The 25,184-nt window shown below is 60.3% G+C and carries 21 protein-coding genes and 1 pseudogene; 6 read left to right on the top strand and 16 right to left on the bottom strand.

Going from position 1 to position 25,184, the window contains the following annotated elements:
- Positions 1-172: 172 nt before the first annotated feature.
- The 8 genes and pseudogenes from ACIQF4_RS19145 to ACIQF4_RS19110 all read right to left on the bottom strand — a co-directional run bounded on the left by ACIQF4_RS19145 (position 173) and on the right by ACIQF4_RS19110 (position 9,025).
- A complete protein-coding gene (locus tag ACIQF4_RS19145; RefSeq protein ID WP_400517892.1) occupies positions 173-1,117 on the bottom strand; it encodes a transposase in 945 nt (314 codons plus the stop codon).
- A gap of 333 nt (positions 1,118-1,450) precedes the next feature.
- Positions 1,451-2,236, bottom strand: a pseudogene (locus tag ACIQF4_RS19140) (IS3 family transposase); the annotation flags it as partial.
- 189 nt (positions 2,237-2,425) lie between these two features.
- Entirely contained in the window at positions 2,426-3,676 is a 1,251-nt protein-coding gene (locus ACIQF4_RS19135; RefSeq protein ID WP_400517247.1) for a hypothetical protein, read from the bottom strand.
- Complete coding sequence (locus tag ACIQF4_RS19130) at positions 3,673-5,001, bottom strand: hypothetical protein (RefSeq protein ID WP_400517246.1); 1,329 nt, start codon at positions 4,999-5,001, stop codon at positions 3,673-3,675. The genes ACIQF4_RS19135 and ACIQF4_RS19130 overlap by 4 nt, the downstream gene beginning before the upstream one ends.
- Positions 4,998-5,882, bottom strand: a complete 885-nt coding sequence (locus tag ACIQF4_RS19125; protein WP_400517245.1) for a glycosyltransferase family 2 protein — start codon at positions 5,880-5,882, stop codon at positions 4,998-5,000. The genes ACIQF4_RS19130 and ACIQF4_RS19125 overlap by 4 nt, the downstream gene beginning before the upstream one ends.
- The gene (locus tag ACIQF4_RS19120) at positions 5,872-6,963 is read right to left on the bottom strand and encodes a polysaccharide pyruvyl transferase family protein (RefSeq protein WP_400517244.1); all 1,092 of its coding nucleotides are present in this window, start codon (positions 6,961-6,963) and stop codon (positions 5,872-5,874) included. Before ACIQF4_RS19120 ends, ACIQF4_RS19125 begins: the two co-directional genes overlap by 11 nt.
- Positions 6,960-7,829, bottom strand: a complete 870-nt coding sequence (locus tag ACIQF4_RS19115) for a glycosyltransferase family 4 protein (protein ID WP_400580029.1) — start codon at positions 7,827-7,829, stop codon at positions 6,960-6,962. The genes ACIQF4_RS19120 and ACIQF4_RS19115 overlap by 4 nt, the downstream gene beginning before the upstream one ends.
- Positions 7,830-7,972: 143 nt before the next feature.
- On the bottom strand, positions 7,973-9,025 hold the full coding sequence (locus tag ACIQF4_RS19110) for a glycosyltransferase (RefSeq protein ID WP_400517242.1): 1,053 nt from the start codon (positions 9,023-9,025) through the stop codon (positions 7,973-7,975).
- A 423-nt stretch (positions 9,026-9,448) separates the two neighbouring features.
- On the opposite strand from ACIQF4_RS19110, the gene ACIQF4_RS19105 reads away from it, so the two are divergent.
- The 4 genes from ACIQF4_RS19105 (at position 9,449) to ACIQF4_RS19090 (ending at position 14,246) form a co-directional block, all read left to right on the top strand.
- On the top strand, positions 9,449-10,834 hold the full coding sequence (locus ACIQF4_RS19105; RefSeq protein WP_400517241.1) for a sugar transferase: 1,386 nt from the start codon (positions 9,449-9,451) through the stop codon (positions 10,832-10,834).
- A gap of 81 nt (positions 10,835-10,915) precedes the next feature.
- A complete protein-coding gene (locus tag ACIQF4_RS19100; protein WP_400517240.1) occupies positions 10,916-12,730 on the top strand; it encodes a DUF4012 domain-containing protein in 1,815 nt (604 codons plus the stop codon).
- 182 nt (positions 12,731-12,912) lie between these two features.
- Complete coding sequence (locus tag ACIQF4_RS19095; protein WP_188813356.1) at positions 12,913-13,515, top strand: LPXTG cell wall anchor domain-containing protein; 603 nt, start codon at positions 12,913-12,915, stop codon at positions 13,513-13,515.
- A gap of 284 nt (positions 13,516-13,799) precedes the next feature.
- A complete protein-coding gene (locus tag ACIQF4_RS19090; protein WP_400517239.1) occupies positions 13,800-14,246 on the top strand; it encodes a VanZ family protein in 447 nt (148 codons plus the stop codon).
- Positions 14,247-14,263: 17 nt separating this feature from the next.
- On the opposite strand, the gene galU is transcribed toward ACIQF4_RS19090, so the two are convergent.
- Positions 14,264-15,154, bottom strand: a complete 891-nt coding sequence (gene galU / locus ACIQF4_RS19085) for a UTP--glucose-1-phosphate uridylyltransferase GalU (RefSeq protein WP_400517238.1) — start codon at positions 15,152-15,154, stop codon at positions 14,264-14,266.
- 198 nt (positions 15,155-15,352) lie between these two features.
- Between galU and ACIQF4_RS19080 the strand changes: the two genes are divergently transcribed.
- Together ACIQF4_RS19080 and ACIQF4_RS19075 are read left to right on the top strand one after the other, a co-directional pair.
- Positions 15,353-16,636, top strand: coding sequence for an alpha/beta fold hydrolase (locus ACIQF4_RS19080; RefSeq protein WP_400580027.1), 1,284 nt, complete (start codon positions 15,353-15,355; stop codon positions 16,634-16,636).
- On the top strand, positions 16,636-17,475 hold the full coding sequence (locus ACIQF4_RS19075; RefSeq protein WP_400517236.1) for a lysostaphin resistance A-like protein: 840 nt from the start codon (positions 16,636-16,638) through the stop codon (positions 17,473-17,475). Before ACIQF4_RS19080 ends, ACIQF4_RS19075 begins: the two co-directional genes overlap by 1 nt.
- Positions 17,476-17,563: 88 nt before the next feature.
- Here ACIQF4_RS19075 and ACIQF4_RS19070 read toward each other — a convergent pair whose 3' ends face one another.
- From ACIQF4_RS19070 to paaA, 7 genes are all read right to left on the bottom strand, one after another.
- Complete coding sequence (locus ACIQF4_RS19070) at positions 17,564-19,375, bottom strand: excalibur calcium-binding domain-containing protein (RefSeq protein ID WP_400517235.1); 1,812 nt, start codon at positions 19,373-19,375, stop codon at positions 17,564-17,566.
- A gap of 655 nt (positions 19,376-20,030) precedes the next feature.
- Entirely contained in the window at positions 20,031-20,819 is a 789-nt protein-coding gene (locus tag ACIQF4_RS19065) for an enoyl-CoA hydratase/isomerase family protein (protein ID WP_400517233.1), read from the bottom strand.
- 30 nt (positions 20,820-20,849) lie between these two features.
- Positions 20,850-22,091, bottom strand: a complete 1,242-nt coding sequence (paaE, locus tag ACIQF4_RS19060) for a 1,2-phenylacetyl-CoA epoxidase subunit PaaE (RefSeq protein ID WP_400517232.1) — start codon at positions 22,089-22,091, stop codon at positions 20,850-20,852.
- Between the two features lie 9 nt (positions 22,092-22,100).
- Entirely contained in the window at positions 22,101-22,622 is a 522-nt protein-coding gene (gene paaD / locus ACIQF4_RS19055; protein ID WP_400517249.1) for a 1,2-phenylacetyl-CoA epoxidase subunit PaaD, read from the bottom strand.
- An 8-nt stretch (positions 22,623-22,630) separates the two neighbouring features.
- Complete coding sequence (gene paaC / locus ACIQF4_RS19050; RefSeq protein WP_400517231.1) at positions 22,631-23,491, bottom strand: 1,2-phenylacetyl-CoA epoxidase subunit PaaC; 861 nt, start codon at positions 23,489-23,491, stop codon at positions 22,631-22,633.
- Positions 23,488-23,865: a 1,2-phenylacetyl-CoA epoxidase subunit PaaB gene (paaB, locus tag ACIQF4_RS19045; RefSeq protein ID WP_104184541.1), complete on the bottom strand. Its 378-nt coding sequence runs from the start codon at positions 23,863-23,865 to the stop codon at positions 23,488-23,490. Before paaB ends, paaC begins: the two co-directional genes overlap by 4 nt.
- Positions 23,862-24,866 (bottom strand): 1,2-phenylacetyl-CoA epoxidase subunit PaaA, encoded by a 1,005-nt coding sequence (gene paaA, locus ACIQF4_RS19040; RefSeq protein WP_400517229.1) that lies wholly within the window; start codon positions 24,864-24,866, stop codon positions 23,862-23,864. The genes paaB and paaA overlap by 4 nt, the downstream gene beginning before the upstream one ends.
- Between the last annotated feature and the right edge of the window lie 318 nt (positions 24,867-25,184).

Raw genomic sequence — 25,184 nt, 5'->3', positions numbered from 1 at the left:
CGCTCGGCTTCCGCAACCTCGCGAACTACACAGCCAGGAGCCTGCTCGAGGCCGGAGGTTTCAGACCCTCGCTACACCCTTGATTCCGAAGAGCCTCTTTATGTGCTTTATTGCGGTGTTGTTGGATTCCACTCTCGCCGCTGTCGCCCCGGTGACAATGAGGACTTCCCTTTCAACCAGCGGCACACCGTCCGCCAGAGCCGGTTCGTTTCGGGCTGCGCGGCCGCACCACCAGTGCCTGAAGCCGGTCTTTCACGGCGGCCGCGTCGGCAAGAGCGCCGGTGGTCAGCAGGGCCCGGAGCTGTTCCTTGACACTTAACAAGCCATGCGGCCTGCAGCTTCCCGGTGGCGTCATCGGTAGCGAACACGGTGCTGAGCTTATGCCGTGCCCGGTCCGAGAGTGTGTCTCCGCCAAGCAACAGCAGTCGCCGGTTGGCCCAGACCGGGCCGATGGAGCGACCACGCCGGCCATGAACCCGCTGCGTGAGGCGGTGCCGGACTTTGGTGAGCCTGTCGATGCGTAGCTTGCCAGGTGAAAGGCGTCGACCGAGACAGCCGTGCGCGGCAGCCACATCCGCAAAGCCTTGCGGAACGCCGCGGACGGGTCGAGCGCCACGACCTGCACGCCCAGGCGCCACTGAATTGGACGGGCGAACAGCCAGTTCCCGACACCCTCACTGTCGCGGCCGTCAACGATTCCCAGGACCTGGCCGGTGTCCAGATCGACCAAGGTCGTCATCCACGGTTCGTACCGCGTCCAGGCCTTGGTGGCCGGGTCCCGGACGAAGCGCACGGACCGGTAGCGGTGTTCATCCAGGCCGAGCATCCGCGGAGCCAGGGCATCGACATCGGGCAGTGTCAGCGCCGCGGAATCCAAAGCCCGCTGCACCAGCCACCACGAAACGCCAAACGAGGAAGCAGCCTCGGCGGCGGCTCTTCCAGACCCGATCACGGCCGCCACGAGTGCATAGCGGAGCCAGCGGGTGGTCCGCGCCCGGCGCGGGACCTGGGCCGTCTCTTCCGTGAATGTCCGGCGCGGGCACAGGTACTCGTCGCAGAAAAACCTCCGCTTGGCCCGAACCACTTCGACCGGCCCGGCGACAGGAATGTCACGCACACGTTGAGGCCTGCGTGAATGAACGCGGCTGCCTGATCACGCCGCACGAAGGACAACCCGCCTCGGCGGTGGCATCGACACTGGCCCTTCGCTGCCCGAAAGCCAGGATCTCAGTATCGATGACTCGGCAATCGGGCAGGTTGAAAATCACGGTGGCAGCATCTGGGCGTGGGGACGTAGGCTCGATCAAGGCTCGTAGCTCCTGACTTTGATGAATGCGTAGAGAACACCCATCACAGCAGGGCTACGAGCCCTTCAGCTTTCAAGACACGGAACCCGTTTCACCATCAACCACGAAGAGCCCGATTGCCCCTACCAGGCGGCGAGCCCACATGCATTCTCCAGTACGGCGACGGCCAGCGAGGGCCTCACCCACGAGTCCTTCGAGTAGCCGACGATCCTTCCGGAATAGAAATCTTTCACCGCGCAGAGATAGAGCTTTCCGCCGGCAGTCGGGTGCTCCGTAACGTCCGTCAGCCACAGCTCATTCGGCGCCGCGGCGGTGAAATCCCGCTCGACCAGGTCGTCATGAACCGGCGGCTGGGTCTGCGGCTCAGGCCCCGCTTCTTGGAGAACACCGACCAGATGCCGGGGTCCCTGCACAGCCGCTGGACCCTGTTCTCACCCGCCTTGATGCCCTTCTCCGGGAGCTCGTCGGCGATAGACCGGCACCCGAACGCAGGGTCCTCGGCATGGATTTCCAGGGCGGCGTTGACGAAGTGCGCATCGATCCAGTCCCGTTCCGTCACCGGGCTGGCTCTCCACCGGTAATAGCGTTGCTTGCTGAACTCCAACACCCTGCACGTCACCGCCACGGGAACACCGTCGGCGGCAAGATCAGTGACCAGCGGGAAGATCATTTTGGGTTGATGTCCCTGGCCAGATAGGCCGCAGCCCGGCGCGGAACCTCGTTCTCCTGCTCCAACAGGCGGTTCCGCTTCTTCAACTCCCGCATCTCGGCCGACTCCGTCGCTGCCGGGCCGGCCCCGGATTCTTTACGGTCGGCGATGGCAATCCAGCGCTTGAGCGTCGTTACCGAAAGCCCCGAAATCCTTGGCAATCTGCGCGGGTAAAATCTATAACATCCTGGCGGAACTCCGCCCCATAAGCCGTGGGCATGGTCAACGTCCTTCCACGAGCACAAGCTCGCTAGGTCAAGGAGTCAACAAAACCAGGGACAGTCCCGTCCCCTCTTATTCGTTCTCGGTCCGTTCCATGGCTGCTCATGCCGTCCAGGACAAGAGCCCATCTACACAGATACAGCCCACTTCGAGATTCTCCGCAGCCGTGGTGAGCGCCTTGATCTTATCAAATAGCCGCACTGGGGCGCTGATCGATCTTCCGAGGGGACAACCGATGCTTTCCACGCCTAGCAACACGCCAAGACAAAGTCATCAGGGCTGTGGTGAGGATGAAATAAGCCAGGGCTTCAGCAAGTAAGGCGCCCTTTGCGCCAGCTAGCACTGCGCCCACGGGGCCAAGCCCAAAACCTACCAACGTCACTACTATTCTGATTGTTGTCGCCCCCCAGGTGATGCCTTGGACTCGCAGAAAAACAGTGGGGACAACCGAAATGCCTGCAAAAATTCGATTAACAGCACCTGCGAAGAACATTAGCGACATCAACGTCCACGTGGATCCAAACAGCTCGTTCCCCAGATGGCTTGGAACATTGATAAGAACCAGGTAAGTAGCCGCTACGGTAAGAAAAACCAACAGGATTAGGACGAATGACTTAGACCAAAAGGAACGGGCTCTACGAAGGCTACCCTCTCGTAGATCACGAAGAACGACTGTACGAAGAAAATTGATAGCGAGACTCGTCAAACCGAAAATTGAAAGCACCGATCGGTACGCTGCGAGCTCGGCGCCGCTAACAACAAAGTTCAGAATTAATGTTATCGAGTAGCCTAAGGTGGCTCCGAGAATAGCTTCCGACACCAGGGCCGAGTTCAGGCGCCAGTGCGTCCTAAGCCACTCAAAGCATCCCCGAAATCTGGGTATGACGTGAAAGGCTATACAACCGATCACACTGGCCAAAGTGGCTGCCACTCCTAGAGCCACCAACATTCCGGAACTTCCTCGGCCGAGCTGACCTGCGATGTATATAGCCGAACATGTCGCCGCGGCATAGAAGCCATCCGTTGCCAGAAGACCGTAAGTAGAGCCGCGAGCCAACGCAGCGAATCTTATGCCGTCCTGCAAAAGCAACCCGAACTGGGCACAAGCCACAGCAAAGAAGTAATACGAGCTGCTCGGAACTAGTAGACCTACAAAGATGAGAGTTAGTGCAACCGCCGATGATGCAACCACAGATAGGCCCAAAGAAATGTTGACCTCGTCGGCCCCGAAGTCTGCACGTGTAGATCGAACAAGCAGCGTTTCACCACTCACAGCACGCACCAGGCTTTGTATGAGGACTGCCGTGGAAAGTCCCAGAACAAATGACCCTAAGTCATCGGATGACCCGAATTGCGCGGCTAAAATCAGAAACAGGAGGCTTGCAAAGCTGAGGATGCCTTGATCCAAAAATCCTAGGGCGTACTTCAAAAGTTTCAAGACTTGGAATCACCGTTCAGCTTCAGCGGCACAAAGAGGCGCAACATTACCGCCGCATAGACCAAAATAACGGCAGTATTCCAGAACACAGAGCGCCCCCAGAATGCCATCAGCCCAAACGCCAAAAACGGAATTACAGCATGAACCCGACGAAGTATCGATGCTAGTAAAAAAATTCCGACAAACGCGAGGGCAAATACGAGAACACGCGACATTAAGTGGGGGTCGTATGCGTCGGACCAAGGATTGCCGGCAACACCTACGTTTGTAAACTTGCTATCTGCAAAAGCTTCAGCGTAAAGATGCACTGAGAATGGACGCAAAGGCCCGGGGAGAAGCAAAGCCCACTGATGGGCCATTGGAGTGGCACCTAGCCCCTCCACCGTAAATAGCCCAAGAGCTAGGGGAAGATATGAACTGGTCGGGAGTATCCACTCGTTGAAGCCCACCAAATCGTTACTCGACCAGAGAGTGGGCAACCAGGCAAAAGCAGCAATTCCAGTTGCCGCGCCAAGGAGTACCAAAGACCTATTTGACCTAGACTTGATTGCGAAGAGGGCGGCGCATAGGGCTCCGAGCATGAGCACGCTGAAATAGTTGCGGGAACCGGCAACTAGGCTAGGCATCCAGAAAATAGCCAAGGCAATTGCAGCTTGCACTCGATACCGCTGGATGCCGATTGCAGTAAGGAGCAAGATGAGGCCTATCACAAGCGCGAGGACAATGCCGAAGGGTCCATTCCCCACCCAAAACTCGTCACGAAACGTGTGTCGGCCACTACTCAAGACCGCACCCAGGTTCGCAACGAGAAAGGTGGCATCATGAAGTCCAACAATAATAGCAACGGCGAAGACTAGCGCTAAGTTTTTCCCCATGCTCGCAACGCCCTCAAGGCCGAAAGACTGGAAGTTTTGCCATCCAGACGCCGCTGCCCTCTGAAACGCTTGGGCAACTCCTGACAAGAGACTGATACCCAAGGCGAAAAAGAGGGTTAGAGTCTGTTCGTGCGCCACAAATTCGTAACTACTCAACGGCGGGCGAGGAAAGAAGGTAATACCGTTCTGTGCGGCGATGTAAGCGCCCTGAGCGTAAGGGTAATTCAAAAATGCTACCACCGCGACTAGCCGAGCGTTGGGTACCCACAACGCAATAATCACCGTCATTATCGGCGCTATCACCAGAGCTAGTGATGCGGGTTGGGACCACATCCAGAAGGCAGCGAGGACCACAACTAGGCCAATGAGGCCAGCGATCAGGCCCGCGAAAGAACTGTTCTTTGGATAAATCTCGGGACCGCGCGTCAGACGTCCGTCGGAGACGTTCATATGGCTCGACCCAATAGCCCCTCAAGTCGACCAAGCAGAATCTGAGAGTTTCGCTTTATTGCATCGGCCCCCTGAGGTGACTGTACAACTAGACGCGCAAGTGACCTAAATATCAGTTTGGCGCAACTCCACTTTGAGTAGTTTTGTGCAAAAACTCGTCCTGTTCCCCTAGCGTATTTTCTTAGTCGGGTGTTGTTGTGGAGCTGGACTAGCGTGGGGCTGTCCCCCTCAATCAGTTCATAATCAGGTACAAAGGAAATCTTATGACCGGCCGCTAGGCCTCGCAGGAGAAGATCAGTACCTTCCCCCGACTGCCATGGAGATTTTGCCCCCAAACCCAAAGTCTCATCGTAGAGACCCACATCCGACAGAAAACTGGGCGTAAGAAAGTAGCATGCTTCTATAGATGTGCGCCAAACATTGCGTGCGGTGATCTGTTTTTCTTCATCAGGAAATGCAATACGCGTACCTTTAGAAGGGTCCTCGGGTCGTAAACGCCCGCTTCCCGCCGTATTGCCATTGCGCAGGGCTATTTCAATAGCGCGGCCTATACCAGGGGCCATCCAGACATCATCGTCGGGCAGCAAGACCACGTCCCAACCGGGCTCAAGCGCTAGGAGCCCAGCATTACGCGCTTTGGAAAGTCCAGGCTTGGAAGAGACCACTTGAACATGATCCCGCAGACTTCCCCGGTAGCCATTCAGTATACCGACGGCATCCAGGCTATCGCTTTGGTCGACGATCACAATCTGCCGGAAATTCATCTCTTGATTTTCCAGTGACGTCAGCAGACGCAACAGACTATCGTTGGGTTCTAAGCTGGGGATCACTATCGACACGCTGAAGCGTTCCACGTCAGCTAAGTGGAGTTCATTTGACATGCTGGCTCCCCTTCAAATACTGGATTTCATTAGCTGCAGAACTAAATGAGGCCAAGACTCGGCCGCGACTTACTTGAATTCTTTCCATAGCCTCAGCTATGCGGGAGTCATACTCAGCCCGCTTGGAAGGGCTCAGCACTAGTTCACGAACTCGTTCTTCTACCTGTTCAACTGAGAATTTGTGCACATTGAATACGTAATCGCTTAGCCCTAGGTCTTCGAAGGCGCCGAAGCCTTTTCGCTCGTATGCCAGGTGGACCACATAGTGACCTGCGGAAAGTGCCATAAGTGCAGCATGCAACCTCACAGCCACCACTATGCGGGCACTCTTGGGCGCTTCCATGAGTTCGTGAAATGTCAAAATTGTTCGCGGACTCAACGAGGCAACAGCTTCCGAGTCATCGTTGCCGGCTACCGCACTCTGCACGTACCCGTCAAAATCCTGAAGTCTGTGGGCAAGCGCACGAGCGCCCACCGGAACGCTCCCGCGATGTTCTCGTACGCTGACCACAGGTATCAACTCAGCGCCAAACTTCAGCAGGTTACGCTTCATGCCGAGCAGTGCCAGGTCCGACGCTCGACTGACACTTGAAATAGGGAATTCCTGAGCACTTCGGTCATCCCGCACCCAGACCCGATCAAGGCGCGACAATATGGCACGGATCGGACGCCGAAAGCCGAACCGTGCTGGACCCACACTTTGCGGGAGATAGATTGTTTTGGCTGGACTGTATGCCGCTGCGAGAAGTTGAGGACCCATAACCGCCAGCGTCTTGAGACTTTCGATAATTGTCCCGAAACGCAGATACCCCCCGCCGACGCCAGCAACAATCTCATAGTCACGAAACCTCGTAATCAGCAGCTTCAAGTAGCTGATCGAATAGCCACGCAGAGATGGCTTCGATCTGTAAGTTCGAAGGCCTAGGTGAGCGAAGGAGTCCGGGTAGGAGGTGACAATTTCGATATCGGCATCGGCACCGTAAACTTCACGAATTAACTCAAGCGACTCGTCTACCAAGAGTCCATCACCGCGATTTGCGGAACTGTAGCAATGAAGCAAAAGAATACGCTTACCGGTCATTTCATGACTTCCCTATATACGTTGATGTGCTGCTTAACGCTCTCTTCCCACGAGAAGGAGCCGGCCCAAGCTTGGCCGGCAGAAGGTGCACTCCTCATCCACCGTTCGTCATTCAGTGCAGCCTCTATGCCCGCCCCGATTGCCTCATTGTCTGTTCCCTCGAGAATTCTGGCCGGTCCGGCCACTTCTTTGAGTGAACCCCGATCAGTAGTGATTACCGGTGCGCCAGCAGCCATGGCTTCCAAAACGGGGAACCCGAAACCCTCATAGAGACTTGGAAAAACGAAGGCCGCGCACCGCTTCATCAATGCCGCCCGATCAGCGTCGCTTACAAAGCCTATATAACGAGTTCGTCGAGCACGAGAAATAATGTCCATTGACTCTGTGTAATTCCATGCTGGCTTACCGGCAATGACAAGGATCGGAAGTGCGTCATTCTCTTCAACAGCACGTACCAATTGGATCAGGTTTTTGCGCGGCTCAATATTTCCTAGGTAAAGTATGAACTCTTGCGGCAGCATAGATTCAAGCTCAGCAGAGACATTACTACCTGACGAAAACTTGCTGCGGGCGATGCCATGGGGAATGACGGAGATGGCATCGCGACTCACATCAAAAACGTCAGCTATATCATCAGCGCTTGACTGAGAGACTGTTATAACGCGATCGGAGAGTCGGATCGCTGCCCCAACACGAGCCCGCCATATCGATTCCTGAACGCGATTTCTTGCAGTGGAAATCCAGCGGCTTGCAACTCCGTGCACCGTCACCACTGAAGGTGCCCTGGGCTTCAACAAGGGACCGGTGTCAGCGACGAAGTGAATAACAGCCTCAGGCTCTGTAGTGAAGGAGTCTATGGTTTCCATCAACATCGTAAAAGCTGGTCTCGTCGCAGACCTTAGTCGTTCAACCGTTATGTCGTGCTCCGGGAGCCTGTCCGCCAACTCCCGCGCGTAAGTGGTGTTTCCCCCAACATTTTTGTCCAAGATGCGACTCGGCATGAAGACTTTCAAGACGTCACCTCTACGGACGATGAGTACAGATTAAGCCAAGCCCTTTCTTGATCAGCATCAGTTCGAGCCGCAAGTAGGAGCTTGGAACGGTCGAGAAGGGCTTCTTGGAATTCGGGCTGCACCTCAGCCCGCTCCAGCGCATCAACAACATCCTCCGGAGACTCCGCTAAATATGCTCCGGAGCCGATGAGCGCATCAATGGATCGCCCAATGATTGGCAAGCCTCTTGCAGCAGCGTCAAGAATGCTGATGGGGAAGCCTTCATAGGAGGCAGAGTGAACATAGTAGTCTCCGGCATCAAGCTCGGCCAACAATTCGTTACCCTGTTTCCAGCCAGCAACTTCAACGCCGTCGTCCTGGAGAGCCTCCCGCAGGTCATGTTCGCCATCGCCTACCCATCGAAAGATGAACCCCGAGAGAACTGGACTGGACGCTGCCAGTTTTGCTACTTGTCCAAAAAACAGCGGGTCCTTTTGTTCGCATATTCGGCCAACCATTAGGACCCTACGGGCTCCATCCTCGGGAGCGCCGCTCGTCATTTCCTCGTCGACCTGCTCACAGCTTGGGACGTTTGGAACATAGAAGCATGCGGCGGTGGCGTTAAGCTCGAACGTCAGCCTTGCCTCGTGCTCTGATAAAACTACAGTCTTGTCCGAGCGAAAACTGAGCACCTTCTCTGCAGCTCTGTAAATCCATCTCTTGGCTGGACTCAGAGAGGAATCGTCGAACTTGTAGCAATGTGGCTGATAGATAGTTTTGGCTTTCAGTGGTGTAATCCGACCGTAAGCGCCAGCCCAACTCGAATGCAGGTGAACGTAATCAGGGTTGATATCCGCGACGGCACGCCGTACTTCCAGGGTGCGTTTCAACATTCCTTTTGCTCGGAACATCCTGACTTCGCGGGTCGCCCTTGAAACGTCAAGATCGCCGCCATCTAGAAGGATGTAGTGTTCGTGCTCCGGTGTTAGGTCAACAAGCTTGCGTATGGCGCTGCTGACGCCTCCATCGTGACACTCTGTTACGTGCAATATTCTGGCCATGTCCCCCATGAGAGCCCCAGACTCTCGGTCCTTGTGTTGTTCTGCTCATTCGCCCTGAAAGAATCTGAAAATCACGGTCGGGGCGTCATCCGTCGAGCTGCAGCCTTCCCGGACTCTACTTACCGCTCGCAAACTCCTCAGAGCGAACCCTTACTAGGTCGAAGCATGTGTCCTCCCCGAGTCATTCTAGATTGTTTGACATGAGTGGCGGAACCAATCGAAACTGCGATACCTCACGTTGCCAGATACAGCCCTGACAGGTTCGTTTCTCTGGTGCGCTTGTTGTTGTGGTACGCCGATGCACGGTTTGGGGGCTCTTTCTCGTGGGCTAACATTTCATGGGATGCCATCAGTGCGGCTCCGTGATCTGAAAGGGCCGATTTTTTGGGGGACAACGACTGGCGCGCTCGCTACTCTCGACGACTGCGCGCCGTGGACGCATTTGTAGTGATGTGGGCCGTTGCGGGTGCTTACATTGTCAGGTTTGGATTCGAAGGTGATATCACCGCAAGAACTCAAGAATCTGCCTACCTATTCCTGTCAATAGCTCTGGTTGGAAGTTGGTGGCTCATGCTTGGGGCCTGGAACAGCCCGCAGAGCAGAATCCTGGGCTCAGGTTCAGATGAGTACAAGAGAGTAGCCGCCGCCTCGCTCTGGCTCTTCGGGTTTGTCGCCATCTTTTCCTATGTATTGAGGCTTGACACGGCCCGTGGCTTTGTCGGAATCGCTTTGCCCGTCGGCCTGGCGGGATTGCTACTCGGCCGTTGGTTACTTCGACAACACTTGAGCGTTGATCGATGGCGAGGAGAAAGCATGTCCAGGCTCTTATTGTTAGGTGGGCCAAGCGCCGTTGCGCACCTGGCATCTTCGCTTGAGCGCGCCCAAGATGCCGGATACGTGCCAGTGGCTGTTTATACGCCTGGTGGCGTGGGAAAGTCCTCGATCGAACCCGAATCGCAACTTCCCTTGTTGGGCACCAGCCATGACATGCATTCGATTCTCAATGCTATCGACGAGTGCAAGGCTGACGCAGTTGCTGTATCTGCAGGCGTCCAGCTTCACCCGCAAACCATCCGTCACCTGGGTTGGGAACTCGCTGCGAGGAACGTGGGGCTTATTATGGCGCCCGCCCTGACTGACATTGCCGGGCCCCGGATACATACTCAGCAAGTTTCCGGACTACCGCTGATCCACGTCACCACGCCCACCCTGGAGGGAGGCCAAAGGGTGGCAAAAAGACTCTTCGATATCGTTTTTTCTGCAGTCTTTATTACGGTGCTCCTCCCTCTAATGGCTATCTTGGCCTGCATTGTGAAGTTGGATAGCCCTGGTTCCGTTCTTTTTAAACAAGAGCGGATAGGTATAGAGGGACGTTCCTTCCGGATGCTGAAGTTTCGCTCGATGGGAGTTGATGCTGAAGCGCGACTCGCGGGGCTAAAAGACAAGAACGAAGGTTCGGGGGTGTTGTTCAAAATGAAAAACGACCCTCGCATCACCCGATCGGGCCGTGTGCTTCGAAAGTACAGTCTTGACGAGCTCCCTCAGTTGTTCAACATTCTTGGCGGATCAATGAGCGTCGTCGGTCCTCGGCCCCCTTTGCCAGCAGAGGTAGAAAACTACGAACACGATGTAAGACGACGACTCCTAGTTAAGCCCGGCCTAACGGGCCTTTGGCAGGTCAGCGGGCGATCAAATCTCTCATGGCAGGATTCTGTGCGCCTTGACCTCTATTATGTCGAAAATTGGTCATTGGCCGGAGACCTGGTGATCATTTTGAGAACGGTTCGCGCCGTGTTTCGCAGTTCCGGAGCCTACTGAGACGAGCTTTAAAGTCTGGAGCTTTTGACGGGCTTGGAAGACGAACGGTTCAGAGACAAACATGAAAGCCGAAGACGACATATGACAAGTGAAAAGAAAAAGCGAACACGTCGGCGTCTCATTTATTGGGTATTCTTCCCGACGGTGCTTGTTGGCTTGATCGCGGTGGCGCTTACTTGGTTGAGCTTCAAAGGAAGTCTTATCAAAGAGGACTTGCAGGCTGCCAGCAACCTAGTCGGTCAGCTTCAAGAAGACCTCACTAGGGAAAATCTGGCTGCAGCGACAGCAACTTCTGACCTAATGGGCGCACATACTGCCAGTGCCCGCCGTGCTGCGAACGACCCTCTCTGGATATTGGCTTCATCTGTTCCCGGTCTCGGGGTCAACTTCGAAGCCACTACGCAAATCGCCACCTCTGCAGACGACATAGCGCAACTGGGTGTAAGACCGCTCGTATCCGTTTACAGTTCTATGGACTGGGACTCATTGACCCTTGGAGACAGCCCTGATTTGTCTTCCTTCGCAGCAGCCGAGCCTCGAATTACTAGTGCTGCCCATGCAGTCCGCCAATCATCCGAACGGCTGGCAAGAATCGACGAGGAACCTCTGCTCCCTCAGATTGCCTCGCCACTGCGAGAAGCCCGTGCCAAACTTAGTGGCCTGCGGACAGGTCTGGATGTAGCGGAAAGCGTGGTCCAGCTTGCACCTGACATGATGGGGGCACAGGGAGCCAGAAACTATTTGCTCCTGATCCAGAATAACGCGGAATCGCGCGCAACAGGAGGCATCCCGGGTGCCCTGGCCGTGCTTGGCGTCGATAACGGAAAAATCAAGCTTGAAGCGCAAAAGAGTGCGGCCGAGCTGGGCAGCATGTCGCCGGCGATACAGGTGGATCCTATGCAGCAGAGTATTTATTCCACTCGCTTAGGCAAGTACATGCAGGACGTTAACCTGACGCCAGATTTCCCGACCGCAGCAAACACCGCGCAGTCTATGTGGCTAGGCAAGACTGGCCAGCCCTTAGACGGCGTAGTCTCGATAGATCCTGTTGCGCTCAGTTACATATTAGAAGCGACGGGCCCTGTCAGCATCAAACAGCCGGAACAGGCAACTCTTGCGGGAAGTAACCTTCCCGAGCAACTTAGTAGTGGCAATTTTGTTCAAACCGTATTGTCTGACACTTACCGCGAGATTGAAGATCCAAAACTTCAAGATGCCTATTTCGCCCGAGTTGCCGAGCAAATCTTTGCCAGTATTTCGAGCGGAGATGTAGACAGTAAGGTGCTGCTCCAGAGCCTTACCCGGGGCGTTAGCGAAGGGCGTGTGCTCCTTTGGTCTAGGGACGCTAATGAGCAGGCGCTTATAAGCAGATATTCGATAAGTGGCTCGATTAATGGCACAAGTGTCCAACCGGCAGAGTTTGGCGTCTACTTCAATGACGGCACGGGCGCCAAAATGGACTATTACGTCAAGCGAACAGTCCAACTCATCAAGGAATGCCCGCGAGACGGGTATGAAGAGACAACCGTACGAATCACCAGCACGAACACTGCTCCAGGTGATGCAGCAACATCACTACCCCCTTACGTGACCGGAGATGGCAACTTTGGTGTGCCCCCAGGATCCGTGCAAACCAACATCGTGGCGTACGGACCAGCCCAGGCCCACGTAGAGACAGCGAAGCTCGACGGGCAGAAGTCCGAGTTTGCTCCCTACTTCCATGGCAACAGACCGGTCGGGGTGCTTGCCATTCGGCTAGCACCCGGTGAGAGCAAAACCGTCGATTTTACCTTTGGCAAGATTGTTCAGCACACGGAACCTAACGTGGTTGTCACGCCGACTGTTCAAGATGTAAAGGACGTGACGTTGCCCACAGAAAGCGTTGCGTGCGGCTAGAAAAGTGACCCGGGCGTTAACACTATGTAAACCGAGTGGATTGACATTGCTCGCAAACAGGAGCAGATGGTAGCGTCTCTGTTGGGATCATTATCCGTAGTTCCGCGCAGGTCTCGTGTGGAGAGGAAAATTTCCTCACAAACGGGTACACCAAAAACTTATACGTCTCCGGGGGGACACTCATGAAGAAAACACTCGCAGCACTCGCACTCGCTGGCTCTCTCGCCCTTATTGGCTCACCGGCCGTAGCAGCCGAATACCCTGCGCTTCCGCCGCAGGCCGCTGTTTCTGACGGCGTTGTTGGCCCGGGCGAAAGCTTTGTCTTCCGCGGCCAGGGCTTCCTTGCCGGCGAACCGCTCATCATCCGCGTAACGCCCGGCCAGCCGCCGGCAGCAGGTGGTGCCAACATCGCCGGTGGTACGTCCTTCTCCGCCAAGATCCCTGTGTTCCTGGCACCGCAGGAACTCAGCGCAACCGCCGACGCCCAGGGCGCCTTCGCCCTGCCGATCTCCATCAGCGAAGCAGGCACCTACAGCCTGACCGCTGAAGGCACCCAGTCCGGCGTCGTCGTTGGCCCCGTCACGGTCACCGTGGCAGCTTCCCTGGCCAACACCGGTGGCAACGCCGGTGGCGCTCCGCTCGCCAACACGGGTGCAGGCCTTGCCAACACCGGCGCTGACTCCGGCCTGGTCCTGTGGACCCTGGTGGGCGCAGGCGCACTGGCCGCCGGCGCAACCTCGGTAGTGGTTGTTCGCCGCCGTGCCAAGGCTGAGGTAGCTGCATAACAGCACCTCCCAAGTACCACCGAAGAAGGTGGGTGTACTCCGGAAACGGAGAACACCCGCCTTCTTCGTTTAACGTCCCAGCAGCCTGGGCCACCAAACGGGCGGCCGGGCTGTGGTATCAATATGAGCTATGGGGAGACATTGGCGAAAAGCACCACGGCAGTACGACTTCTCTATTCCCCTCCCCAGCACCCAGGTGCTCTCCTACGTTCTTCTGGCGCTGCTGGCGGCTGCCGCCCTGGGTACCGCAGCGCTGGCCCTTCTACGGACCTCCTGAAGGCCCTGTGAAGCAGCTCGAAAACTCCCGGCTCTGGCGGCTGGTCCTCATTGCCATGCTTGTCCCCCTGGCACTCATCGCCTTCTGGCCGAGCCCCGTGGACCAGCCCGTTCAAGGCCAGCTCGCAGCCGTCCTGAAATTCCTCCACCGGCATGGAGTTCCCACGTGGTTCAATTACAAATTTGTGGAAGCGTCCGCTAACGTGGCACTTTTTGTCCCCGTTGGAGCAGTAAGCTCGCTGGCTTTTTCAAGCTGGCCCTGGTGGAAAATCGGCGCATTTGGACTGCTCATTTCCGGGTGCATGGAACTCGGCCAGCTGCTGTTTCTTCACGACCGTTTTCCGAGCCCTGTGGACCTTGTGACAAACACGTCAGGCGCTGTCATCGGTGCCCTCCTGGCCCCTGCAGCCCTTAAACAACTACAGGCCCGCCGCCTTCCGGCAGCGGACCTGTAAGAGGTCTGTAGCGTCGCTTAGTTCACGAAGCCCTTCATCCAGGTCTTCAGGTCCTCGCCGAACTCCACCCGCTCGGACGCCAGGGTGATGACGGCCTTGAGGTAGCTCAGCTTGTCACCGGTGTCGAACCGGCGGCCCTTGAACACCACGCCGTACACGCCGGAGCCTTCGCCCTCGCCGGCAGCAAGGGTCTGCAGCGCATCCGTCAGCTGGATCTCGTTGCCGCGGCCCGGCCCGGTCTCCTCCAGGATGCCGAACACGGCCGGGTGCAGGACATACCGGCCAATCACGGCAAGGTTGGACGGCGCATCCCCCACAGCAGGCTTTTCCACCAGGCTGTTCACCCGGACATAGTCCTCGCCGTCCACCGCGGTGATGTCCGCACAGCCGTAGGCGCTGATCTGGGCCGGATCCACCTCGATCAGGGCGATCACCGAACCGCCGGTCTTCTGCTGCACCTCCATCATGGTGGTCAGCAGGTCCTCGGCCTCGTCAATGAGGTCATCACCCAGCAGCACGGCGAACGGCTCGTTGCCCACGTGCTGGCTGGCGCACAGCACCGCGTGGCCCAGGCCCTTGGCCTCACCCTGGCGCACGTAGTGGATGGGGCCCAGTTCCGAGGCGTACTGCACGGACTCCAGCTTGTCCTTGTCCCCCTTGAGCTCCAACGCCCGCTCCAGGCCCGGCTCGCGGTCAAAGTGGTCCTCCAGGGAGCGCTTGTTCCGCCCCGTGATCATCAGCAGGTCCGTGAGGCCGGACTTCACGGCCTCCTCCACCACATACTGGATAGCCGGCCGGTCTACCACCGGCAGCATTTCCTTCGGCATTGCCTTCGTGGCGGGCAGGAAGCGAGTTCCCAATCCGGCAGCAGGAATGACGGCTTTGGTTATTGCTTTCCCCGTTGTCATAGCTGAACCTTACAAATCAGCGGCAGGCAAAGGCAATTTTCGTCCCGGAAAGTCAGCGCCTGGAACAGCGGGACCTTCAGCCCTAGAAGCCGGCCGCCGTTGGGCGGATCCTCGAAGAAGACCCACCGGTCCACCGCTCCATCCCCGGCCATCCTTCCCCGAGCGACCCCTCCCTGTGCCATGAACTCCCACCGGACTATGCCAGCCCACGGCGCCACCGCCACGGAAGCGCCAGTCCCATCGCGGCGCCGTCGGGCCGTTGGCTGGAAGACAGCCCTCGCGCTGGTGGCCGCCTCCGTCCTGCTCCTGCCGGAGGTGCTGCTGCCCCTTACCACGGGGGTTCCGGCCCTGGCCTGGCTGCCCCTGCTGCTGGTGGCGCTGGCTGCGGTGGCCTGGCTGGTGGTCCGCCGCCGGCAGCCCTACGCCCAGCCGGCCGGCCTGGGGGTCCTGGCGCTCATCGCCGCCGCTGCCGTCCTCGCCTCGCAGGTCTTCACGACGACGGCGCCCATCACCGGCCCGGACGGACAGGCCCTGCCCGGCAGCATCGCGAGCGTCGGAAAAGTGGAGCTGAACGGCAGCGAGCAGTGGATCATGGTCCGGGGCAGCGACACCTCCAACCCCGTGCTGCTCAACCTGGGCATGGGCGGCCCGGGCGGTGGCGGGTTCTTCAATTCCATGGAGTTCCGGCCGCTCGAGGAGCACTTCACCGTGGTGAGCTGGGACGAGCCGGGCACCGGGAAATCCTTCGGCGCCGTGCCCTTCAGCGAGCTGGACAAGGAACGGTACGTGGCTGATGCCGTGGCCCTCACCAACCTGCTCCGGGAACGGTTCGGGCAGCAGAAAGTCTTCATCTACGGGGTGTCCTGGTCCAGCATCATCGGCATCTGGCTGGTCCAGGAACACCCGGAGCTGTACCACGCGTTCGTCAGCAGCGGCCAGATGGTGAACACCACCCAGAACGACCGCATGGGCTACGAGCTGGCCCTGCAGCACCTCGACGAGCAGGGCGACACCGGGCGGGCGGAGGAGCTGCGCCGCAACGGCCCGCCGCCGTACCGCGGGGACAACGTGGTGGCCCCCTATGTCGACTTCCTGAACGTGCTCAACGAAATCATGGACACCCCGCGGTTCACGGTCATCGTGCCCCTCATCCCGTTCTTCGTCCCCGAGTACGGTTACATCGACAAAATAAACCACACCCGGGGGCTGATCGAAACGTTCAACGTGGTGTACCCACAGCTGGAAGGCCTGGACTTTAAGGAACAGGCGGCGGAACTGCGGGTGCCGGTGTACTTCTTCGTCGGCCGGCACGACGTCAACGCCATGTCCTCCCTGGTGGAGGAGTACTACAACGCCCTGACGGCCCCGGACAAGAAGCTGGTCTGGCTTGAGGGCGGGCACGGCCTGGGCAGCGCCGGCAACCAGAACGTCTTCTTCGACGAGATGGTCAACCACATCCGCCCGTTGTCCGGGGCCCGCTGATGACCCCGCCTCCGGCCGGTCCCCTGCCACTCATCAAACGGCATCCCGTGGCCGCCTTCGTGGTCATCGCCGTCACGCTGTCCTGGGCCGCCCAGATCCTGTCCCTCCTGCTGCTGGGCAACATCCTGCCCGGAATCCTCGCCGAACTGCTGATACTGCTGGGCACGGCCATCCTGGTCACGGGCGCCGCGGACGGCCGGCCAGCCCTCCGTGAGCTTTTCCGCCGGGCGTTCCGCTGGCGGGTGGGCGCAGCCTGGTACGTGGTGGCGGTTTTGGCCCTTCCCGCGCTGACGGCCCTCATAGCTGCGCTGACGGGCACCTTCCACGCGCCGGCTGGCGGCTGGGCGCCCCTGGCCGGGAACTACCTGCTGAACACCGTGATCATCGGCGCCCTGCTGGCCAACATCTGGGAGGAGCTCGCCTGGACCGGCGTGGTGCAGCACCGCCTCATGGACCGGCGGGGAGCTGTCATGGCTGCCCTGCTGACCGCCATCCCGTTCGCACTCATCCACCTGCCCTTCGCCTTCGCTGAGAAGGGCTTCGCCGGCACGCCCTGGACCGACGTCGCCGTCTCCTGGGCGGTCCTGTTCCTCTTCGCCCCGTTCTTCCGCCTGCTCATGGGAATCGCGTACTTGAGGACGGGCTACTCCCTGCTGATCGTGGGGCTGCTGCACGCGTCCTTCAACGCCTCAGCATCCTCGAAGCTTGAGGTGTTCGACGGCGAGTGGCAGCAGATTGCCGCGGTCATCGTCCTGCTTGGGATTGTTGCCGCGGCTACCGCGTCCCGCCCGGTCCGCTCCAGCCGGCGCCTGCCTGAAGGAACATATGGACCTTCCTAAATGACTGAATCTTCGGTTCATTTCGGTGTCTGGAACAAGCCGAAAAAGCCCCACCCTCAATGATCGAGGGTGGGGCTTTCCCCTGTTCCTATTCGCAGGCGATGCCGTCGAAGTCCCCGTCCAGTGCGGAGCGGTAGCCCGGCTGCCAGCTGTAGAGGGGCGCTTTCCCTGCAGCACGCACTGCATCGCAGTTCGCATAGTAAACCGGGGCTGGGGCGGGAGCAGGCGCATGTGCCGGCGCAGGTGCGGGTGCGGGTGCGGGTGCGGGTGCGGGCTGGTAGGCGTCGGACGCGTACTCGATGCCAACACTGCCGGAGCGCCACGTGATGCGGCCGCCCTGGTAGTCCTGCGAGTACCCGCCACCGCTGGCACCATACTCATTGGTGGTCGGGTAGCCCAGGCGTCCTCCTTCGGAGCCCTGGCCGACCCACGCTGACCTGATCCCACCGGTCATGACGCGGGCACCCGAAGCAGGAGACCAAACCACCTCTCCGCCTTGGAAGTACTGCTTCGCACCGCCGCCGACAAGGCCGCCGACCTCATCCGAGGTGGGGTAACCCAGTCCGCTGTTAGGCCCGCCAGCGTTGATCCACGTCTGGCCGATACCGCCCTTGATGAACCGGGAGCCCGTTGCAGGCGACCAGACGATCTGCCCGTACTGGAACGCCTGCGTCACGCCTCCGTTGGCGGTGGCGTACTCGTCCGTAGTGGGGTAGCCAAGGCCACTGAGTGGACCTCCTACTTTGTCCCAGGTGGCACCGATACCACCCTTTGTGATGCGAGACCCGGTTGCAGCGTTCCAGGAGATCTTTCCGTACTGGAAACCCTGCATGACGCCGCCCGGCATCGGAGCGTATTCATCCGTTGTGGGATAACCGAGACCGCTGAGCGGGCCGCCTGCGTTGTCCCACGTGACGCCGATGCCGCCCTTCGTGATCCTGGACCCGGTGGCCGGGTTCCACGAGATTTTGCCGAACTGGAAGTTCTGCATCACGCCACCGGCCATCGGCGCGTACTCATCAGAAGTCGGGTAGCCGAGATCGCTGTCCTGGGCGCCGATTGAATGCCATACGGCGTTGATGCCGCCGATGACAGCGTATGCGCCGTACTGCTGGAGGTAAGCGATAGTGCCACGCTCAAAGAGCTGGTAGGCCCCGCCGAACCGCTGGTTGGCGAACTCCTGGGAGGTGGGAGAACCCAGCACCCCCGCTGCTGCTGCATGTTTTGCGGCAATAGCGCCTTGCACTAAGTAGGTTCTATCGGCAGTCGGCTCGGTGGTGCCGGCCTTCTCCGGGTAGTACAACGTGTCATAGCCGCAACTTCCGAGGGAGAGGATCCGCTCGATCCCGTAATATTCGTCTTGATCCACAGCCAGATTCCAGCGGTACTTAACCTTCAGCCAGGAAGTCGCGTACCTGCACCAAACTGATGGGTCCGCCGGCAGCCAGCCGGTGGGGTCATGATCGCTCTTGCTCTGGTTGACGGCCGACGGGACGGCCTCCAGCGATTCGCCGATCACCATGTCATTTGCGAAGGCACGGCGCTGCTCCGGCGTCCAGTATGCAGCGCCCGAGTCCCACGCCTCCGACAGGGCAACAAAGTGGTCGATCTCAATGGCAGAGGCATCATATGCCGTGCCTCCGCCGTACCATCCAGTCCACTGGCCTGCTGTCACTGTGCAGCCTGCACTGACGGTGGCCGGGACCTGCGATTCTGCAATCAGGACTTCTTTGCGTGTGTGGCAGCCATCCCCATCAGCATCAATCCAATGCTCAAACAGGGACCGGTCGTACTGCACCGTTGACTCAGGCAGAACCTTCAGCGAGCCCAAGAGCCCGAAGACCTGGCCGAACGTGGTGCCGGATTCGCTGGCCGCGTTCAGGCTTTCAGCCGAGGCCACCTGGGGTGCTTCCGAACTTTCATGCGGTGCCGGTTCCGCAGGGGCAGTTGCAGGAGCGCTGTGCCCTTCTGTCGGTGCTGGCTGGCTTGCCTCTGCGGGAGTCGCCGCCAGGGTTTCAGCGGGAGCCGTGCCCGTTTCGGCGGGTGGATTTGTTGGTTCCGTAACCTGCTCGTTGGTTACAGTCGTTGGTGCTGCGATGGCCGGTGCAACAGACCCGAAGCTGCATGTTGCGATGGCAAGTGAAGCAGCGGCGGCGAGAAACCGTCTCTGAGATGCCCCCATGTTGATTCTTTTCTCATTCGTGCTGCCACGGCGCATCGACAGGTGAGAGAGCACCATTTGCTGTGGAAGCGACCGGCATATAACTGCCGGAATGAATGCTGAATCGGTGACGAGCCGAGTCCCACGTCACCCATCGGGTTGCCGCTCGCCCCGGCCGGTTTTTGCTTACCGGCTCGGTGCAGCGTGCTTTGAACTGGTTTATCCAGGCTCGCTCACTCTTTCGAAGTTGAATCAAGGTCACCGCAGCTGTAACCGAAGATTGGCTCAAGATCTATGAAGGAAGAGAGGCAGAAAAAATGGAGAAGCCGAGGATTTCGACAGCTCCGTCAACGGGTTTCGGTTTCGACGAGCCCAACCACCCTTGGCGGCAGGCTCACCCAGCGAAACCGGTGAACTTCGGCTCACGTTTTTCCTGGAAAGCCCGGAAGCCCTCGGCATAATCGTCAGTCTTGCAGAGACGGGCCTGCTCGGCGTTCTCCTCCTGCATGGCCTCCCATAGGCCAAGGCGCTGGTCCCGGATGTGCGCCACCAGCTCCTTGCTCGCCACAAACGCACCGGTAGCGCCGGAAGCGACCCGGCCCACGATCCCCCGCGTGATTTCCAACAAGGAATCCCCCGGCATGGCCCGGCTGAACATCCCCTGCGCCACAGCCTCGGCGCCGGAGATCAGGTCCGCCGTGTAGATCAGGTCCAGCGTCCGGTGCATGCCCAGCCGCTCGGTGAAGTACCAGTGCCCGCCGGAGTCCAGCGTGGCCCCCAGCTTGGCGAACGGCGATCCGAACTTCGCGTTCTCCGCCACGTACACCACGTCCGTGGCCAGCAGCAGCCCCAGCCCCACGCCCAGGCACGCCCCGTGCGCCGCGGCAAAGGTGGGCGCCGGGAACTCCACCATCTTCTTCAGCAGCGGCTCCACCAGCCCGCCCAGGTACGCGGCGGCGTCGTCACTCTCCGGCGTCACGTTCTGGATGTCCCGGCCCGCGCAGAAGGCGCGGCCCTCTCCTCTCAGCAGCAGTGCCCGCACCTCACCACGGGAGGCGGCGGCAGCAGCGTCGTCGTACGCCTGTGCTAAATCCTTCAGCGCCTGCTCATCCAGCGAGTTCAGCTTGTGCGGTGCGTCCAGAACGACTTCGGCGACAGCGTTGTTGATGGAGAGGGAAATCATGGGGCTCCTTCGATAAGACCCGGCAAAGACTTAGACGTCGAAGTCGACCGTGACTTCCTTGCTGGTGGGGTGGCTCTGGCAGGTCAGCACATAGCCCTTGTCCAGCTCATCCTGCTCCAGCGCGTAGTTCTCGTCCATGGTCACGCTGCCGGTGACCACCTTGGCCCGGCAGGTGCCGCACACTCCCCCGGCGCACGCGAACGGCACATCCGGGCGGACCCGCAGCGCGGCGTTGAGGATGGACTCGCGGGCATGGGTGGGGCTGGCCACCTCGCCCTGCAGGCCGTCCAGCTTGAACGTGATCTTGTACGTCTCCTTGGACTCGTCCACCAGCACGGGACGGCCAGCGTTGCCCTCCGGTTTGTCCGGCTTCCCGGAGGTGAACAGCTCGAACCGGACGCTCTCCGGCCTCACGCCGCGCTCGGCCAGGGTGTCCCGGCACAGCTGCACCAGCTCGAACGGCCCGCACAGGAACCACTCATCCACATCGTCCGCGTGGATGGCGGTGCCCAGCAGCTGCTGGAGCTTCTCCGAATCAATCCTGCCGGAGAGCAGCGGCGCGATCCGCTGCTCGCGGGAGAGCACGTGGTGGATGGCCAGCCGCTGCGGGTACTTGTCCTTCAGGTCCGCCAGCTCCTCCAGGAACATCACGTCCATGGCGGCCTTGTTGGCATAGATCAGATCGAACCGGCACTCCGGGTTGGCGGCCAGCAGCGTCCGGGCGATCGCGATCACCGGGGTGATGCCGGAACCGGCGGCGATGGCCACGAAGCTCGCTTCCCCCTGGGAGGCGACGTCCCCCGCCAGCTCCTCCGGGTTGTTCATGGAGTTCATCCGGTTCTGCTCCACGGCCTGGCCGTCACGGCCGAACTTGGAGACGAACGCACCCATGGGACTCATCACGTCCAGGGTGTCCCCGGCCTTCAGCTCGGCGTTGGCCCAGGTGGAGAACAGCCCGCCCAGGTCCTTCTTGATGGCCACCCGGATCTCGCTGGTGCCGTCCTCGAAGCTGCGCGGCTCGGCGCAAATGGAGTAGCTGCGGCGGATTTCCTTCGGCTCACCGGACTCGTCCGGCAGCGTGGTGCGCAGCGCCACGTACTGGCCGGGCAGGTAGTCGAACTGGCCGGCGAGCTCCGCGGGCACGTGGAAGGACACCTCGATGGCGTCATCGGTGAGCCGGCGCACCTCCTTCACGGCCAGGGTGTGGAAGGACGGACGACGGCGGCCGGTGGCCTGCGCCTCCTCGGCGGCAGTCTGGCGGACAACAGGCATGGGGCTTCCTTACAGGACTTTGAAGTAGTCGAACGGTTCCTTGCAGTCCTGGCAGACGTACAGCGCCTTGCAGGAGGTGGAGCCGAAGCGGGTGAGCTCTTTGGTGTTCAGGCTGGCGCACTGCGGGCACTTCACGGCCATGGTGAGGCGGATGGGGCCGGCGTGCCGTGCTGCGTGGGATTTGCCCGTGGGCGGGGCGATGCCGTACTCCTGCAGCTTCTGCTTGCCTTGCTCCGTCATCCAGTCCGTGGTCCAGGCCGGGGAGAGCACCAAGTCCACCTCGACGTCCTGGTAGCCCTCCTTGGCGAAGGCGGTTTTGACGTCGTCCCGGATGGCGTCCATGGCCGGGCAGCCCGAGTACGTGGGGGTGATGGTGACCTTTACGTGGTCCCCTGCAACTGCGACGTCCCGAAGGATCCCCAGGTCCGCGATGCTCAGCACGGGAATCTCCGGGTCCACCACGGTGGCGGCGATGTCCCAGGCCTTCTGCCGCGGCGTCTGCGTCCTGGATTCAAAATCGGAGATGTACATCGCTGCCGTCACCACTTCGCTCCGGGGTGCTCGCGGGCCAGGACCTGCATCTCGGCCAGGATGTAGCCCAGGTGTTCGGAGTGCTTGCCCTGCCGGCCGCCGCCGGGGGCTGCGGGAACGTCCGGCACCTCGAGTTCGGCCTCGGTGAGGATTTCGCCGGTGAGCCGGTCAAAGTCCTCCCTGAGCGAGGAAGGCGCGACGGCGATGCCCGCCTCCGCGAGCCGGTCCGTCAGGGCGTCGTCCCGGAAGAGTTCCTCCACGTAGGGCCACATAATGCGGAACCCGTGGATCATCCGCTTACGGGATTCCTCGGTGCCGCCGGCCAGGCGCAGGACCCACTGGGCCGCGTGGTCGCGGTGGTAGTCCACTTCCTTCACGGCCTTGGCGGCGATGGCGGCCAGGGTGGCGTCCTTCGATTCGGTGAGGCGGCTGTAGAGCAGGAACTGGTAGTAGCTCACCACGAACTGGCGGGCGATGGTGGCCGCGAAGTCCCCGTTGGGCTGCTCGAACAGCTGCACGCTGCGGAACTCATGCTCGCGCCGGAAATAGGCGAGGTCGTCCTCGCTCCTAGCCGAACCGTCGTCGTTCACCATGGCGCCGCCGGCGTAGCTGAGGAAGGAGCGGGCGTGGCCCAGTTCGTCCAGGGCGATGTTGCCCAGGGCGATGTCCTCCTCCAGCTCGGGGGCGCGGGAGATCCAGTGGCCCAGGCGCTGGGCGAGGATCAGGGCGTCGTCACCCAGCCTGAGGGCATATTCGGCGACGTCTTCGGTTGGCTTCGCGAGGCCGGTGCGGACCTCCAGCGCGATGTCCTCGGGGCGGAGGGCGTTGCCGGGGGTGATTCTTGTTGCGGAGGCGTTGGCTTCGCTCACAGGTGCTTCACCCCTTCGCTCTTGGTGTAATACGTGGCGTGGCGGTAGTCCTTGCCCTGGGGGGACTCGAAGAACGCGCCCTTGGAATCGGGATCGCTGGCGGCGATGGCGTCCGCGGGGACAACCCAGATGGACACGCCCTCGTTTCGGCGGGTGTAGAGGTCCCGGGCGTTGCGCAGGGCCATGGCGGCGTCCGGTGCATGCAGGGAGCCGGCGTGGACGTGGCTCAGGCCGCGGCTGGACCGGACGAAGACCTCCCAAAGGCCCCAGGCGTGGTCTGTGTGTTCCTGCGGCTTGGGGGATGCCTTGGGGGCTTCGCGGTTGATCTCGGTGGCGGAGCTGGCGGGGGCTTCCGGGTTGCCGTGGGGGCTCATGCTGCGTATTCCTTCGTCGTCATTGACTGTTTCTGTGCATAGGCGGCGGCTGCCTCGCGGACCCAGGCGCCGTCGTCGTGCGCTTCCCTGCGGCGCTCAAGGCGCTGGGAGTTGCAGGGGCCGCGGCCGGCCAGCACCTCGTGGAACTCTTCCCAGTCCAGCGGGCCGTGCTCCCACTTCTTGCTGTCCTCGTTGAAGCGGATCTGGTCATCGGGGAGGGTGAGGCCCAGGACCCGGACCTGCTCCACCATCATGCCCACGAAGCGGCTGCGGAGTTCATCGTTGCTGAAGCGCTTGATGTTCCAGGCCATGGACTGCTTGGAGTTGGGGGAATCGTCATCCGGCGGGCCGAACATCATCAGGGCCGGGGCGTACCAGCGGTTCACGGCGTCCTGGGCCATCTGCTTCTGGGCGGGGGTGCCGTTGGAGAGCTCCAGCAGGATCTCGAAACCCTGGCGCTGGTGGAACGACTCCTCCTTGCAGATGCGGACCATGGCCCGGCCGTAGGGGCCGTAGGAGGCGCGGCACAGCGGGACCTGGTTGCAGATGGCGGCGCCGTCCACCAGCCAGCCGATAGCGCCCATGTCCGCCCAGGTGCGGGCCGGGTAGTTGAAGATGCTGGAGTAGCGGGCCTTCCCGGCGATCAGCGCATCCGTCATCTCGTCCCGGTTCTGGCCCAGGGTCTCGGCGGCGGAGTAGAGGTACAGCCCGTGGCCGGCCTCATCCTGGACCTTGGCCATGAGGATGGCCTTGCGCTTCAGGCTGGGGGCGCGGGAGATCCAGTTGGCTTCCGGCTGCATCCCGATGATCTCAGAGTGGGCATGCTGGGAGATCTGGCGCAGGAGGGTCTTGCGGTAGGCCGCCGGCATCCAGTCCTTGGGCTCGATGCGGGAGTCCTCGGCAATGACGCGGTCAAAGTTGGCCTGGCCGTCCGCCTCTGCCGTTTCGCTGGTTCCAGCCGTTAGCTCGACCGGCACTGACTGCAAGTTCTGGGCTGCCATGGTTGCTCCTATGCAAAGACCGTCTGGGACGTGCGGAATTATTTACCGACCGTTCGTTCAGGATATGCGGAAGCCCGCGGGCCCGTCAAGCGTTGCGCCTCCCCGGCCTTCCCCCTCCCGCCTGCCGGCCCCGCCCCCTGCCCTGCCTCCTTGCCCGCGGGTGGCGCGTGCCGCCGTCGTGCGTTCCTGCTCCCTGCTTCCGTACGGCAGGCCGTGACGCCCGGATTCGTTTTCGACGCGCTCGTTCGCCCGCGCGGCCCACATACGGGGTGCGCCACCTATCCTGCGAGTCGAAAACGGACATGCGCGTCGGGCAGC

Origin of the sequence: Pseudarthrobacter sp. NPDC092202 (assembly GCF_044755505.1) — a bacterium.
Taxonomy (GTDB): Bacteria; Actinomycetota; Actinomycetes; order Actinomycetales; family Micrococcaceae; genus Arthrobacter.
Note: the sequence above shows the minus strand (reverse complement) of the source record. Positions and strands in the feature narration are given on the sequence as shown.

Coding starts and splice junctions, on each gene's coding strand:
- ACIQF4_RS19130 (WP_400517246.1), bottom strand. CDS start 5,001: ATGAACGTCTCCGACGGACGTCTGACGCGCGGTCCCGAGATTTATCCA.
- ACIQF4_RS19125 (WP_400517245.1), bottom strand. CDS start 5,882: ATGTCAAATGAACTCCACTTAGCTGACGTGGAACGCTTCAGCGTGTCG.
- ACIQF4_RS19120 (WP_400517244.1), bottom strand. CDS start 6,963: ATGACCGGTAAGCGTATTCTTTTGCTTCATTGCTACAGTTCCGCAAAT.
- ACIQF4_RS19115 (WP_400580029.1), bottom strand. CDS start 7,829: ATGGAAACCATAGACTCCTTCACTACAGAGCCTGAGGCTGTTATTCAC.
- ACIQF4_RS19110 (WP_400517242.1), bottom strand. CDS start 9,025: ATGGGGGACATGGCCAGAATATTGCACGTAACAGAGTGTCACGATGGA.
- ACIQF4_RS19100 (WP_400517240.1), top strand. CDS start 10,916: ATGACAAGTGAAAAGAAAAAGCGAACACGTCGGCGTCTCATTTATTGG.
- ACIQF4_RS19095 (WP_188813356.1), top strand. CDS start 12,913: ATGAAGAAAACACTCGCAGCACTCGCACTCGCTGGCTCTCTCGCCCTT.
- galU (WP_400517238.1), bottom strand. CDS start 15,154: ATGACAACGGGGAAAGCAATAACCAAAGCCGTCATTCCTGCTGCCGGA.
- ACIQF4_RS19080 (WP_400580027.1), top strand. CDS start 15,353: ATGCCAGCCCACGGCGCCACCGCCACGGAAGCGCCAGTCCCATCGCGG.
- ACIQF4_RS19075 (WP_400517236.1), top strand. CDS start 16,636: ATGACCCCGCCTCCGGCCGGTCCCCTGCCACTCATCAAACGGCATCCC.
- ACIQF4_RS19065 (WP_400517233.1), bottom strand. CDS start 20,819: ATGATTTCCCTCTCCATCAACAACGCTGTCGCCGAAGTCGTTCTGGAC.
- paaE (WP_400517232.1), bottom strand. CDS start 22,091: ATGCCTGTTGTCCGCCAGACTGCCGCCGAGGAGGCGCAGGCCACCGGC.
- paaD (WP_400517249.1), bottom strand. CDS start 22,622: ATGTACATCTCCGATTTTGAATCCAGGACGCAGACGCCGCGGCAGAAG.
- paaB (WP_104184541.1), bottom strand. CDS start 23,865: ATGAGCCCCCACGGCAACCCGGAAGCCCCCGCCAGCTCCGCCACCGAG.
- paaA (WP_400517229.1), bottom strand. CDS start 24,866: ATGGCAGCCCAGAACTTGCAGTCAGTGCCGGTCGAGCTAACGGCTGGA.